This window comes from Thiohalocapsa sp. ML1, assembly GCF_001469165.1.
In the GTDB taxonomy this organism is placed as follows: domain Bacteria; phylum Pseudomonadota; class Gammaproteobacteria; order Chromatiales; family Chromatiaceae; genus Thiohalocapsa.
Genome location: NZ_JABX01000001.1, coordinates 1 through 14459 on the forward strand (window position 1 = coordinate 1; position 14459 = coordinate 14459).

Below are 14459 nucleotides of genomic sequence, written 5' to 3' on the forward strand. Positions count from 1 at the left end.
CGAAGCACTAGCTTCGCCTGCGTAGTGCTGCATCAGGGCTCGGCGGATGGCAACGACTTCGCCGACGACTGCTTGTTTTCCACTCAAGAAACGTGGTCTGTCCCTCTTTTCCGCTCATCAGGGCTCGGCGGATGGCAACGACTTCGCCGACGACTGCTTGTTTTCCACTCAAGAAACGTGGTCTGTCCCTCTTTTCCGCTCTTTTCCGAAATCCCGAGACCGTGGTTTCGTCATCGTCATCGTCGTCGTCGTCGTCGTCGTCGCTGTCGTAATCGTGGTCGCAATCGAATGTGCGCGGTGTTGACGCGGGTTGACTGGCCGCCGCACGAGCTTCGCCTGCGTAATGCCGCATCAGGGATCGGCGGATGGCAACGACTTTGCCGACGACTACTTGTTCTCCACTCAAGAAACGTGGTCTGTCCCTCTTTTCCGTGTCCCTCTTTTCCGTGTGTCCCTCTTTTCCGTGGTTTCGTCATCGTCGTCGCTGTCGTAATCGTGGTCGCAATCGAATGTGCGCGGTGTTGACGCGGGTTGACTGGAGTGTTGACCTCCAGGTCAACACGGCGACAGCGCGGGAGGCACTGATGCCGCGACTGCGGAGCCGACGTGGAGGTTGGCTCTTCGGCCCGCCCCGGCTTCGGCTCGGCTACGGGAGGGCACGTGCTTCGCTGCCAAGTCTCCGCCGTTCCCGCGCATCGCTGGCCCGAGGCGCAGAGTGCCCTTCGATGCGCGAGCCCGCTGGCGCGGTGTCGCGAGTGAATCCGCCCGCGACGACACGAGACGGGTTCGGGACTTCCGGGCCGCCGCACGAGCTTCGCCTGCGTAATGCCGCATCAGGGATCGGCGGATGGCAACGACTTTGCCGACGACTGCTTGTTTTCCACTCAAGAAACGTGGTCTGTCCCTCTTTTCCCGTGCCTCTTTTCCCGCGAGCGCGTCTCGGGACTTCCGGGCCGCCGCACGAGCTTCGCCGGCGTAATGCCGCATCAGGGATCGGCGGATGGCAACGACTTTGCCGACGACTACTTGTTCTCCACTCAAGAAACGTGGTCTGTCCCTCTTTTCCGTGCAGCACCTCGCCGATCTCGAAGTCCGCGTCGTCGTCGTCGCGCCAATAGCCGCCGCCGATGTGCTCGGCCGAGCCGCTCTCGCTGATGGTGAGCATTGCGAGCTGCAGGTCGCAATCGGCATCGGCGGCGGCACCGAGCATGACGCCGGCCATGGCGGCGTCGACGCCCTTCAGCGCCGCGAAGCCGAGCTCCGCCTCGGTGTAGCTGTGCTCCAGCGGGCAGATGAGCTTGTGCGGCATGTCGGCGCCCGGATCGGCCGCGGCCCAGTCCCGCAGCAGTGCGGCGAGCTCGCCGCGCTCGCGGTCGTGGTCCGGCACCTGCGGCAGGGGGCCGCCGTCGCGACGCAGCAGGTTGTAGACGAGCACGCAGCGATGACCGGCGGTGACCGGCAGCACCTCGTGCCGGCAGTCGGCGTAGAAGGCGGCGTAGGCCAGCTCGGAGGGCTCGTCGCGGTGCAGATCAACCGTGGCTTCGTGGTGCTTGTGGCGGATCACGAGCTCGCCGCCGCTGTACGCCGAGGGCAGCGCAAGCACGAGAGTCCCGAACATGCCGGGGGCCTTCTCGCTGTCGCGGTGGCTGACGAAGAAAGCGCCGGCGTCGTAGATCAGGAGCTTGTACAGCTCCGCCTCCACCACGCCGTGGACACCGAGCCCGCCGGTCACGGCGCGCAGGATGCGGGCGAGGCCATCGGCCCAGCGTTTGCCTTCCAGGCGGATGCGGCCGGCATCGATCTGCCACGTGCGCCGCACGTCGGTATCCACCAGGGTCTCGGTGCCGCGGCCGTAGGGCGCCTGCTCGGCGACGGCGAGGAGCTGCTCCGCCTGCGCGGGCAGCAGCGGCAGCGCCACGGTGCCGACGCCCGCGACGCTGAGGCGCGGGGGATACATGTCGATAGTGCCGGCGGCGAAGTAGTCGCCGGGGCGGTCGATGCGCGCCAGGATCTCGGCGAAGGCGTGCTGAAGGCTGGGCATGGGCAGAACTCCGTCGCAATTGCGCCTCGGTGTGTGCGAGCCTACCGGCTCGCCGGTGCGCCGGTCGAGCCCCGCGCGTCGAGCAGCCCGCATGCGCGGGTCCGCGTTGCGCTGAAGGCGTCGGCGGTCGGCCAAGCGAAGCGCAAGCCCCGAGGCGGGCCCGCGGCTTGCCTTGGCGAATTCAGTCTGCAGCGGCCCTCTGCTGCGGACCACGGCGCATCCTTGCCGTCGCGTCCGCCGGACGCGACCCGGTGGCGTACGCGTCGGCAGCAGCCGGGCGCGACTCTGCGGCGCCGAGCTCCGCCGCCAGCTCCAGCATCGCCCGCGCCTTGAGTCCGATCTCGGCCCATTCGGCGTCGCAGTCGGAGTCCGCGATGAGCCCACCGCCGGCGCGGAAGTCGAGCACGCCGCCGGCGACGCCGGCGGTGCGGATGGCGATGCTGGTATCCATGGCGCCGTCGAAGCCGACATAGCCGATGGCGCCGCAGTAGACGCCGCGGGGAGCGCCCTCCAGCGCGTCGATGATCTGCATGGTGCGGATCTTCGGCGCGCCGGTGATGGAGCCGCCGGGGAATGCGGCGCGGAGCAGCGACAGCGCGTCGGCGTCGGCGCGGAGCCGGCCGGTGACGGTGCTGACCAGATGGTGCACGCCGGGGTAGGACTCGACCTTGAAGAGCTCGGGCACCTTGACACTGCCGGTCTCGCAGCAGCGGCCGAGATCGTTGCGCAGCAGATCGACAATCATCAGGTTCTCGGCGCGGTCCTTCGGGCTCGCTGCCAGCGCCGCCGCCAGCGCCCGGTCCCGGGCCGAGTCTGGGTCGCGCGCCGCGGTGCCCTTGATGGGGCGGGTCTCGACCCGGCCGTCGCGCACGGCCAGAAATCGCTCCGGCGACGCGGACAAGACCTGCACGCCCGGCGTGTTGAGGTAGGCCGCGAAGGGCGCCGGGCTGAGCGCCTTGAGCCGCCGGTAGGCGCCCCAGGGGCAGCCGGCGACCGGCACCTGCCAGCGCCGGGCGAGGTTCACCTGATAGCAGTCGCCGGCGCGGATGAAGCGCTGCACCGCGGCGAAGCGCTCGCCGTAGGCGGCCCAGTCCAGGTCGGTGACCAGCGGCCCGGTGGCGCGAAAGGTCCGCGCCGGTGCCGCCTCTGTGCCCTCGGCGAGGCGCCGCAGCCGCCGACAGGGCGGGTCGGCCGGGTCGCCGCGGCCGACGAGCCAGCTCGCGCGCGCTTGGTGATCGATGACCAGCGCCCAGTCGTAGACGCCGACGGCCATTTGCGGCGCGCCGGCGGGCAGCCTGCTGAACGGTCCCAGGCGCTCGAAGCGGCGCGCGAGGTCGTAGCCGAACCAGCCGATGGCGCCGCCGACGAAGGGCAGCGCCGGACCCGGAGCCGGACCCAAGTCGGCGCCGAGGGCATCGCGCAGCAGCGCGATGGGGTCCGCGGTGGAGCGATGCGTCCGCTTACCGCTGCGGATCTCGGTCAGAGGTCCGACGGTGCGCAGCGTGACGCGCGGTGCCAGCGCGACGATGTCCCAGCGCCCGCCGGCCGCGCAGCCCGCATTGCTGTCCAGAAACACCGCCCAGGGCTCCCCCGCCACGGGCTCGAACAGCGCCGCCGTATCCGCACGGTAAGGCAGCGCCTCAAGACGATAGGCTGGGCTCATGGCGTCGAACACTTCCGGCAGCAAGCGGCGGCCGTGCCGACTCGGCGCAACCTCGGCCCTCGGCCCTCGGCCCTCGGCCCTCGGCCCTTAGGCTCTAATATGGTTGTAAATGTCCAGATAGTGCTGCCCCGGACCGTTCCAAGAGTGATCCTGGCGCATGCCGTTGACGCGCAGTTGCCGGAAATACTCCGGAAAGCGCTTCCAGAGCCCGATGGCGCGGCCGAGGGCGCCTTCCATCCCCGCGTAGGTGTAGTCGTCGAAGACGTAGCCGTTGCGGTGCTCGAAGGGCCGGTCTGAATAGTTGGCGTCGAACACGGTGTCCGCGAGCCCGCCGACGCGCCGCGCAATGGGCACGCAGCCGTATTTCATCGCGATCATCTGCGTGAGGCCGCAGGGCTCGTAGACGCTCGGGATCAGGATCATGTCGGCGCCGGCGTAGATGAGATGCGCCAGGTCCTCGTCGTAACCCAGCTCCAGGTGGCAGTCCGGGCTCGCATCCATCTCGTGCTTGATCTGCCAGAAGTCGGCGTTCACGGCCGGCTCCGGCGCGCTGCCGAGCAGCACGAACTGGCAGCCCTGGGCGAGGGCGTAGTAGATGCCGTGGCGGATCAGCTCCACGCCCTTTTGCCGGTCGAGCCGGCTGACGACGGCGACGACGGGCTTGAACACGTCCGTGAGGCCGGTGCGCGCGCGCAGCGCCGCCTTGCACTTGGCCTTGGCGGGCAGGCTGTCCGGGCCGTAGTTGGCCGGCAGGTGCGGGTCGATCTCGGGGTTCCAGGTGTTGTAGTCGATGCCGTTCAGCACGCCGCCGAACTTGCGATCGTGCACCTTCAGCAGCCCTTGCAGGCCCATGCCCTGCTCCGTGTGCTGGATCTCCCAGGCGTAGCGCGGCGATACCGTGGTGACGAAGTTCGAGAACACGATGCCGCCCTTCATCAGGTTCACCTCGGCCGGATTGCCGGGTGCCTGCAGCCGCTCCGGGACCATGAGCCGGCCGACATCGAGGCGGTTCATCCGCAGCACGTGCGGCGCCACCCAGCCCTGATGGCCCATGTTGTGCAGCGAGTAGCAGGCGCGGCTGTGGCCCATGCCGAGCCCGGCGTAGATCTCGTACAGCAGCACCGGCATGAGGCCGGTATGCCAGTCGTTGCAATGGATGATGTCCGGGCGCCGGCCGGACTTGTACAAGAACTCCATGGCCGCCCGGGAGAAGAACGCGAAGCGGTCGGCGTCGTCGGCGTCGCCGTAGATCTTGCCGCGGTTAAAAAAGCCGTGCTCGGAGTGGGCGTCGATGAAGAAGCAGTTGAGCCCGTCCACCTCGCCGTACTCGACGTCGCAGTGGATGGCCTTGTCGTAGAAGGGCACCCACAGGTCGCGGTAGACCTTGTGCATGCCACCGATGCGGTCGAAGCGGAGCGTGTCGTACTTCGGCAGCACGATCTCCACGTGGTTGCCGCGGATGGACAGCTCGCGCCCCAGGCCGTGCACGAAGTCGCCGAGCCCACCGGCCTTGGCGACGGGGGCACATTCGGGGCTGGCCATGACGATGTACATAGGGCGTTCCTTGTGGCGCTCCTTGGCTGCAAGCTTGGGACGCGCTGCGGGATGCGGCGCTGGCGTTGAGACTGCCCGACATCGGCGCCGGGAGCGCGGAAGGTCAGCGGCGGGAATAGCCGCCGATTATACGCGCCGCCGCGGGGCGTCTGTCGGCGCGCTGCCTGCGCCCGCAGAGCAGGCGGACCCGACGCCGCCGATCGGGCTCGGCACGATCAGGTCTCGCCGTCGGGGCGCGGCGCCACCGGCAGGTGCGGCAGCGCCCCGAGCACACGCTGCACCAGGCCGGGCTCGCGGATCGGGATGCGCAAGACGAAACGCCCGCCAGGGCCGACTTGGTAGGCGTGGCCGCCCAGATCAAGCACGGTGCCCGGCGGCGCACTGCCGTGCACCACCAGCTCCGCGTGCAGGCTGGCATCGGCGTCGGGCCGGCGCAAGGGGCCGCTGCCGGCCACCGGGCCGGCAGCGGGCGCGGCCGGGCCGCCGGCGGGACCAACGCGAGCCGCAACGGCTGCTGGCCGCTGCCGCAAGCGCGGCACGACGCCGCCGGGCGGCGGCTCCTCGGGCGCGCGCAGGGCGCCCGGCGGCAGGCCCTCGGCCGGGCTGCTGACGGCGGCCGCGGTCCCGATGTCCAAGCCGAGGTGCAAGGCGGCAGGCGAGGTCGGCAGCGCTTGCGTGGCAGCGTCGGCATCGACGGCCAGCGTGCCGCCGAGTGCCGCGATCTCGGCCAGCAGCGACAGCACCGGCTCGACCAGTGGGAACTCGGCGGCCAGGCCCCACACCGGCGCGGGCGCCTTGGTCTGCGCTGCCGTGGGCTGGCCCGCCGCGTCCGCCGCCGGCAACGCCTGGTCGTCCTGCGCCGCGGGCGCTGCCTCGGGCGCGCTCGGCACCGCGGCATCGGCATGCAGAAACTCGACCCCCACGGGCACGGCCGCCGGCAGGCCGTTGGAGCGGGCGATGAGCATCCAGCCGCCGCTGTCACCGGCGAGCCCGATCTCGGCGCGCAGCAGCCCGTCCCCGCCGGTGCCGTCGTAGTGCGCGAGGCCGCCCTGCGCGGCGGCGTCGTCGCCGAGCTCCGCATTGGCGATGACCTGATCGGCGCCGTCCCTGCCGCTACGATGCAGCCGCAGCACCGGGCGCGCCTCGGCGCCGGCGAAGGCGGCACGGGCGTGGGCGATGTCCGCGGGGTCGATGCGCCAGCGCAGATCGACGGCGCCGCCCTCGGTCTGATACAGCACCAGGCTCGTACCGGCCGCGGTGTCTGGAAACGGACCCTCGGCGTGGGCGTCGTCTAGGCTCGGATCGAACGGCGCCGGCGGCTCGTCGCCGTGATCAGTGCTCACCTTGTGCTCCGCACGCCGGGGTTGGTCGCGTCAGCGGGCCGGTCAGGGTCCGTTCCCCGGTTTCTTCTTGTTCGCCGGGGGCTTGTCCTTCGGTTTGCCCTTGCCGCCCGGCACCGGCGGCGCTGCCTGCCGGGGCGACGCGGGTTTCGCCTTTCTGCCGGCAACGGCGTTGGTCTTCTGCGTCGGCGGTGGCGCGTCGCCGGGCGACGGTTCGACCTTGGCTGGGTCCGGGGCAGGTGTGCTCGCGACGGCTTTGGGCTCGTCGGTGGGCTCGGCCATGCCGGTTGCCGCGGGCTGGACGGCCGGGGCGGCGTCCGCTGCCTTGGCGGCTGCGGGAGCGGTCGCAGCCTTCGCCGGCGTCGCGGGCTCGGCGGGGGCCGGCGGCGCCGCCGCTGGCGTCGGGGCTGGTTCTCCTTGCCGCGCGGCTGCTGGCGGCGGGGCGTTGTCGGCAGCCGCCTGGTCTGCGCCGGGCTTGGTGAGCTTGGTGGGCTCTGCGGGCTTGGCAGCGCCAGCCGCCTCGGCGCTTGGCGCGGCGGGCTCGGCAGCGCCAGTGGCGCCGGCACTTAGCTCGGCGGACTGCTCGGCGCTCGGGCGCACCTGCTCCGGCGCGGGCTCCGGAACGGCCTTGGCCTTGGCCGCAGCCGGCACGACCGGCGCCTCCGGTTGTTCCCCAGCCGCCTGCTCCAGGCCGTTAATGAGGCCGGCGGCGGCGTCCGTCAGTTCCGCGAGCTTCGGCAGCCAGTCGTCGCCCCAGAACAAATAGCAGCTCGTCTGCGACTCCAGCACCAGCCGGCGGGCGCGGGCCAGGGTGCCGGCGTCGGCGCGCCCGCGATCGTGCAGGTCCCACCAACGCCGGCTCAGCGCGCGCACTGTCTCGGCGCCGTGCCGCTGGCCGTCGGAGCCCGCCCATTGCGACAGGTCGAAGCCGGAGGTCGAGCCGACGTTCCAGGCGCCGGTCTGCACATGGGCATGGGCGCTTGCGGGATGGGCGGCGAGGTAATCGCTCAAGCCCACCGGGCGGATCGGGTACTCGCCGCCGCGCACGTGCTCCATGTAGGGCGCAAAGTAGTGGCCGAAGAAGCCGGAGCCCTCGTGCGTCTGCCGGAACCAGCCGCCGTTCTCGCCGTCGGACCAGGTGGTGCAGAGCCTGGGCTCGTGCGGGCGCGGCGAGAAGCGGCAGCGGTGCGTCACCTCGTGCGCGAACCAGGTCGCGTCGAGCCCGCTCTCCTGCGCGTTGGAGACATCGCGGTCGCGCGGCACCACGGTAATGCAGTCGCCGTCGTGGCAGGCAAGATAGGGCCGGAATACGTCGGTGACGCCGTCCTCGGGGTGCACATGCACGCCGTCGACCACCACGTACTCGTAGCCAGCCCGCACCAGCGCCGGGATCATCTCCATCGAGAAGGCCATCTCCGGCGGCCAGAAGCCGCGCGGCGCACGGCCGAAGATCTCCGCCATGAGCTCCCGCCCGGTGCGCAACTGCTCTTCCCAGTCCGCCGGCGGGATCAGCGGGAAGATCGGGTGGAAGTAGCCCATGCCGATGAGCTCGATGTTCGGCGTGCTGCGGTAAGCATCGAGCATCGCCGGGATGTCGATGATGTGCCGATAGCGATCGACGATGGCCGGGTCCCGGAACTGCTCCAGCAGGATGCCCGAAAAGCCGACGTGCAGGTGGCCCACATCGGCATACTGCTGCGCATAGCGGGTCGGCCGCTCGTAACAGCGGATGATCTGCTCGGCCTCCCAAGGGTTGGCCTCGATGAGCAGGGCCAGGTTGCCGGGCGGCTGGTGCATGTGCAGCCCGAGCGCGTGAAAGATATTGGTGTCCAGCATCAGGGCATGGAAGCAAACAGAGCAAACGGGAATTGTGCCCGATCGGGCGGGGAATTGGCGAGATCGCGCGGCTCCGGGTCGTCTACCGGCTCGCCAAACGCTACGCCCCGACGGCGGACCGGAGCAGTTCGGATGTTGGGTCACCCGACGCTAGTCCAGCCCCGCCATGGCGTCAACTGCGACAACACGGCGACAGGGCCGAGGGCCGAGGGCCGAGGGCCGAGGAGGGCACCCTGCACGCTTGCACCCGCCCCCCTGCACTTTTGCACTTTTGCGCTTTTGCGCTTTTGCGCTTTTGCACTTTTGCACTTTTGCAACCTGCACCCCGCCCGCTGGCCCCCTTCACACTTCACACTTCAAACTTCAAACTTCAAAATCCGACTTTCCCTCAAGCACCAACACGCTCCGCGCGCCGATGCGCCAGCGCCGGGCGCCGATGCTGCGCTGCTCGTCGGGCTCGATGAGGTCGCGCGGTGCCGGGGCACCGGTGTCCACGGCGATGGCCCAGCGCCAGTCGCCGAGCGCCGGCGGGAGCACGCAGGTGCGTGCCTTGTCGCTGAGGTTGATCAGCACGTGCAGCGGCGCCTCGGCGTCGTTGCGCCCGCGCAGCGTGAAGGCGAGCTCGCGCGACTCCGGGTCCATCCAGCCGGGCGCACCGCCGTCGAGGGCTTGCCAGCGGATGTCGCCGTCGTGCAGGAAGTGCCGGCGCCTGAGGCTGCGATGGCGCTTGCGCAGCGCAATGAGCCCGGCCGTGAAGCGCAGCATGTCGGCGTTCTCGTCGGCCAGCGCCCAGTCGAGCCAGCCGGTGGGGTTGTCCTGGCACCAGGTGTTGTTGTTGCCGCCCGCCGAGCGCAGAAACTCATCGCCGGCGTTCAGCATCGGGATGCCCTGGCTGATGAGCAGCAGTGTCAGCAGGTTCTTCGCCTGCCGGCGCCGCAGTGCCAGGATGGCCGGGTCGTCGGTGTCGCCTTCAACGCCGCAGTTCCAGCTCAGGTTGTGCTCGCAACCGTCGCGGTTGCCCTCGTGGTTGGCCTCGTTGTGCTTATCGTTGTAGCTGACCAGGTCCGCGAGCGTGAAGCCGTCGTGGCAGGTGACGAAGTTGATGCTGTTGATCGGATGCCGCAGCCCGCGGGCGTAGAGGTCGCTGCTGCCGGCGATGCGCGTCGCCAGCTCCGCCACCAGGCCGGGGTCGCCGCGCACGGCGGCGCGCAGCGAATCCCGATAACGGCCATTCCACTCCATCCAGCGGTAGCCCGGGAAACTGCCGACGTGGTACAGCCCGGCCGCGTCCCAGGCCTCGGCAATGATCTTGGCGCCGGCGAGCACATCGGACAGCTCGATGCCCCAGAGCACCGGCGGATGCTCCAGCGGCGCGCCGTGCTCGCCGCGGGCGAGCGCGCTGGCGAGGTCGAAGCGGAAGCCGTCCACGTGCATCTCCCGCACCCAGTACTCCAGGCAGTCGATGATGTAGCGGGCGACGAAGGGATGATTGGCGTTGACGGTGTTGCCGCAGCCGGTGAAGTCCAGATAGCGGCTACGGTCCGTGGGGTCTAGCATGTAGAAGGTCTCGTTGCCGAGCCCCTTGAAGTGGATCGCCGGGCCGCCCTCCCCGCCCTCGGCCGTGTGGTTGAACACCACATCCAGCAGCACGCCGATGCCGGCGCGGTGCAGCGCCTTCACCATGTCGCGAAACTCGCGCCGGTGCTCGGTAGGCTCCCCGATACAGAAGCCGGGGTGCGGCGCAAAGAACCCGTGCGTGCTGTAGCCCCAGAAGTTGCGCAGACCCGCCGCGTCCGTGCCGGGGGGCACGTCCTGCGGGTCGAAGGCCATCACCGGCATCAGCTCCACATGGGTGATGCCGAGGCGCTTTAGGTGCGGGATCTTCTCGACCACGCCGGCAAAGCTGCCGGGGTGCGCGACGCCGGCGCTCGGATGGCGCGTGAAGCCGCCGACATGCAGCTCGTAGATGATCATGTTCTGCGAGGGCAGGCGCAGCGGCTCGTCGCCCTCCCAGTCGTAGGCGTCCGCGAGCACGACGCCGCGGATGCCGTCGCCGGGGCGCGGGCCGTCGCTGCAACGGCGCGCACGGTCCCAGGCGCCGGCGTCCAGCGCCCGCGCCCAGGGGTCCAGCAGCTCCACGCGCGGGTCGTAGCGCCAGCCGTGGTGCACCGGGTCCCAAGGGCCGTCCAGGCGCCACGCATAGCGGGTGCCGGGCGGCAGGTCCACGACCTCCACGTGCCAGCTAAAGAAGGTGTGATTCACCTCCGGGTCCAGGTCGATGACCTGGAAGGGCGCGTCTTCGCCCGCCTCGTAGAGCAGCAGCGTCGCGCCAGTGGCATGCCGGCTGTACAGCGAAAAGTTGATGCCCTCGTCGTTGATGCTGGCGCCAGGCGGATAGCGGCGACCAGGGCGGACCGGGTAGCTCTGGGACATGACTGAAGGGCTCGGCTTGTTATCCGACTGCGCCCCGCCGAGCAGGGCGGCGCCGAGGGTGCCCCGGCGCGCGCGGCATTCTAGCGCCTCGCGAGGCGTACACATAGACGCCGATGCTATCGGGCAGACACCGGGGCGGGGCATCGGCTGGAGGAACGGGCCATTATCCGGGCTTCCGGCGACGGGACACTGAAAGATGTCAAGCGCTAGCGAGGCGGAGCCTCAGACCGACCAGGGCACGGAGCGTCGTCTTGCGCAGCCCGCTCGTTGGCGCAAGTGAATCAAAGGGCCGAGGGCCGAGGAGGGCTCCCGCGGCCCTATTGCCGTCAAGCAGTCTAGGACTCAAGGTCTCCGGCGCCTCAGCAGCCGCGCCGGCCCAAGACGCGTGCCGGATGTCGCGCTTGGGCGCAACGCCGTGCGCGGCATCGGGAGGCATCGGGGAGAGTTGCGGGTTATGGGTATGAGCTCGGGTAGCTGAGCCCGGGAATGCGCGGTGTCAGCACCTCGAGTCCATGGCGGCGGGCATAGGCCTCCCAGCGCTGGATCTTCTCCGCGAGACCCTCCGGCATGCCGGTATCCATCCAGCGCTCCCGTTCCGCCCAGGACTCGGGGCCGCGGATCAGCGGCCAGCCGTGCACGGCGAGCCAGAGCGACAGCGTCGGCTCCCGGCGCAGCCAGGTGGCGCTGTCCGCACGCTCCGCCTCGGTGCGGTGGTCGTGCCAGTTCAGGCGCTCGCCGTCGCGGGTCGCGCTGATGATGGGCGTGTCCTCCGCCGCGCGCAGCAGGGCCATGCGGTGCGCTGTGACTTGCACCCGCGGCGGTGGCTCGTCGCGCCAGCGCACCAGGCTCAGGACATGCTTCCAATTGGCCACCGAGAAGCCGGCGCTGAGATAGAGCCGCACCGCCGGCTGCCACAGCCAGTCCGTGTCCAGGCGCAGCGCCGACAACGGCATCGCCGCGACGGTCTCGTGGAGAGCGCGCAGCAAGCGACTCGCATGGCCGAGGCGGCGGTGCTCGCGCAGCAGGTACAGGCTTGCGAAACCGAGATGCGGCCCCGCCCAGCCCCAATCCCAGACCTGCAGCGCAATGGTGCCGATGCGCCGGCCGTCCGCCACGAGCCAATACGACCGATACCAGTCGGAGTCCCGCGGGTCCGTGATGCGCTCGCCCAGCAGCAACAGGCGCGCGGACCAAGCGTCGATGTCCGCGGCGGTCATGCCGCGCGGGTCCGGCAGCGCTGCCGGATCGGCCACGCGGTTGTCGAGATAGCTGCAGAGCTCGCAGGCGCGCCAAAGCTGGCGGGCGCTGTCGTCGTCCAGGTCGAGCGGCACCACCGCGGGCATGGCGGCGCGCAGGCGCTCCGCCACCTGCCCATGCAACTGGCTCAATTCCGGATCATCGAGCATCGGTGGTGGTCGCTCCTCGGCGGGCGCGGCGCGCAGTGGGCCGCGCGCCTCGTCGGGTCACAGGCGATAGGGCGCGAGCGGGTCCCGCTCGGCCAGCCGAAAGGGCCCCGCAAAGCCGAGTCCCATGGCATCGGCGGGCTCGGCGAGCAGCAGATCTTCCAGCACGGCGAGCGGGTCCTCGCCGGACTTGAGCCGCACGGTCGCGTCGCGCTCCAGCCCGAATGGGGCTTGCAGTTGCTCGCCCGCCCGCAGGCGGCGGGCGTCCGCCACCGTTGCGCGCACATAGCCGAGCCAGGCCCCGAGCCGCTCGAGCTGTGCCTGCTTCTCGCCAACGGACTGCGCCATGCGGCCGAGCAGGCGGGCCGAGTCCTCCCAAGCGGCCGCAAGCGCCCGGATGCGCGCCAGCCGTGCCGCCACGGAGAGCCTGCCGGCATGCGCCTCGTAGCATGCAAACAGCCCATGCCCGAGCACGATGAAAACCGTCCACCACGACGCCCCATCGCGCTCGCCGTACACCTGCTGACCAGCGGCATCGAGCGCCAACTGGTCCGTCAGCACCTGTACGCCCGGTGCCGCCCCGGACACCACATCGCCCACGCGATAGCGCGCGAGCACCTGATCGAAGCGCTTGGTCTGCACCTCAACCTCATGCCCATCAATGTCGATGAGAAAGGAATCGAACATTCCCATGGCAGGCTCCGTGGTTCTGATCCGAGCGCGGGACGTGCAAAGGGTTCATTCCGGCGGGGGGTCGCGCGTCGGCAGAGCGATATGCTACACGAAACGGGTGACGCGCAACTGCCGCGGCCGTCCGCCAGGCCGTCGGCGCACGGGCGACATCACCCATTTTTTACTATATTTGACAGCATTTTACAACGTGGCGGGAACCGCGCGAAGGCTTGCTGAAAATACACGTAACGAGATAGCTGCGCCTGCTCGGCGCTCGTTGGCGCCGCCGCTGCCAGCGACTTTCCGGCACGCGCCGACACGCAGAGCAGCCGTGTTGCCATTGATGCTCGGCGGCAGGACGCCGCGGGTAGCCAACCGGAGCGGATCGCGGGTTGCTTCCGAGGAATTGCACGCCCACTTGCCGACGCATGATCAAGAACGCGCGTGAGATGTTTCGCAATCTGCTCCCGAGCCAGCTCGGCCAGCGTCGCGATCCGCCCGCGACCGTCGCGCAGGTGGATCTGGATCGGCTGCTAGGGACCTGGTTCGAGGTGGCGCGGCTGCCCAATCTGGAGGCAGACGGCCCTGGCCAACACAGCGTGAACGTAACCGCGACCTATGCGAAGCGCCCGGACGGCGGGCTCACCGTGCAGACCGTCGGCCGCAACGCGAAGGCGCGGATGCGCCGCAGCGAAGTGACCGGCACGGTCCATCCCGCGGACCCGAGCGGGTCGAAGCTGATCTTGAGGTTCTTCAAGCTCATTCGCGGCGACCTGTGGGTGATCGGCCTGGACCCCGAGTACCGATGGGTGCTGACGGGCACGCCGAGCCGGAAACGGCTTTGGCTCATCGCCCGCGCACCGCACATCGAAGCCGAGGCGTATGACCAAGCCATGGCCATCGCCGCGGCCCAGGGCTTCGACGCGGCTCGGGTCAAACGAACGGAGCAACAAGCGACCTGACGTGCGCACGGCCAAGGGCTGAAGGCCGAGGATCGCGTCCTTGGTCCTTGGCCCTCGGCCCTCGGCCCTCGGCCCTCTAACCTTGGTCCCACATCACATGCTTGCCGTCGCGGGCCGCGGCCTCCAGCAGCTCGATGAGCGGCAACGCGCGCTTGGCGAGGCTGACGCTCTCGCCGCTCGGTCGGTCGTCATCGTCGTCGCGGTGCGGGTTCAGCGGCGCGTCCGGGTTGTGCTGGACGGCGGCGCGAAGCTTGTCGAGCGCCTTGGGCACGTCCTCAGCGAGGATGGCGCCGGGGATGCTGCCGCTGTGGCCCAGCATCTTGATTAAAGCCTTGCCGACGTCGCCGAACATCGTGATGTCCGCATACGCCGGGGTCTTGAAGGTGATCAGCATGGTCTGTCTCCGGTGGAGTGTCGGCACTGCAGTGAGCATAACGCCGCCGCGGCTTCCGGCGCGTTGTCCGCGCCGACGAGCCGCCGCCGCTGCCGCCCTGCGGTGCGTAGGCGCTACACTGCCTGCCGCGGTCGCCGCCCATCCTCCGCCAACCCCCGGAG

The 14459-nt window shown here is 69.9% G+C and carries 10 protein-coding genes; 1 reads left to right on the top strand and 9 read right to left on the bottom strand.

What is annotated here, in order from left to right:
• Window positions 1-646: 646 nt before the first annotated feature.
• The 8 genes from ML01_RS00005 to ML01_RS00040 form a co-directional block, all read right to left on the bottom strand.
• Entirely contained in the window at window positions 647-2041 is a 1395-nt protein-coding gene (locus ML01_RS00005; RefSeq protein WP_058553348.1) for a 2OG-Fe(II) oxygenase, read from the bottom strand.
• 181 nt (window positions 2042-2222) lie between these two features.
• Window positions 2223-3704, bottom strand: a complete 1482-nt coding sequence (gene pabB, locus ML01_RS00010) for an aminodeoxychorismate synthase component I (RefSeq protein WP_082673832.1) — start codon at window positions 3702-3704, stop codon at window positions 2223-2225.
• A gap of 87 nt (window positions 3705-3791) precedes the next feature.
• Window positions 3792-5246, bottom strand: coding sequence for a glycogen synthase (locus ML01_RS00015; RefSeq protein WP_371258165.1), 1455 nt, complete (start codon window positions 5244-5246; stop codon window positions 3792-3794).
• 227 nt (window positions 5247-5473) lie between these two features.
• Window positions 5474-6601: a hypothetical protein gene (locus tag ML01_RS00020; protein ID WP_058553350.1), complete on the bottom strand. Its 1128-nt coding sequence runs from the start codon at window positions 6599-6601 to the stop codon at window positions 5474-5476.
• Between the two features lie 42 nt (window positions 6602-6643).
• Entirely contained in the window at window positions 6644-8434 is a 1791-nt protein-coding gene (locus ML01_RS26680) for a hypothetical protein (RefSeq protein ID WP_082673787.1), read from the bottom strand.
• 363 nt (window positions 8435-8797) lie between these two features.
• Window positions 8798-10867, bottom strand: coding sequence for a glycogen debranching protein GlgX (gene glgX / locus ML01_RS00030; RefSeq protein WP_058553351.1), 2070 nt, complete (start codon window positions 10865-10867; stop codon window positions 8798-8800).
• Between the two features lie 452 nt (window positions 10868-11319).
• Window positions 11320-12273, bottom strand: a complete 954-nt coding sequence (locus tag ML01_RS00035; protein ID WP_058553352.1) for a GNAT family N-acetyltransferase — start codon at window positions 12271-12273, stop codon at window positions 11320-11322.
• 57 nt (window positions 12274-12330) lie between these two features.
• Window positions 12331-12963 carry a hypothetical protein gene (locus ML01_RS00040; RefSeq protein WP_162267927.1) on the bottom strand — a complete coding sequence of 211 codons (633 nt, stop codon included), beginning with the start codon at window positions 12961-12963 and terminating at the stop codon, window positions 12331-12333.
• A gap of 407 nt (window positions 12964-13370) precedes the next feature.
• Between ML01_RS00040 and ML01_RS00045 the strand changes: the two genes are divergently transcribed.
• Entirely contained in the window at window positions 13371-13904 is a 534-nt protein-coding gene (locus ML01_RS00045) for a lipocalin family protein (protein WP_058553354.1), read from the top strand.
• A 76-nt stretch (window positions 13905-13980) separates the two neighbouring features.
• On the opposite strand, the gene ML01_RS00050 is transcribed toward ML01_RS00045, so the two are convergent.
• Window positions 13981-14298: a DUF1840 domain-containing protein gene (locus ML01_RS00050; RefSeq protein ID WP_058553355.1), complete on the bottom strand. Its 318-nt coding sequence runs from the start codon at window positions 14296-14298 to the stop codon at window positions 13981-13983.
• Window positions 14299-14459: the final 161 nt, after the last annotated feature.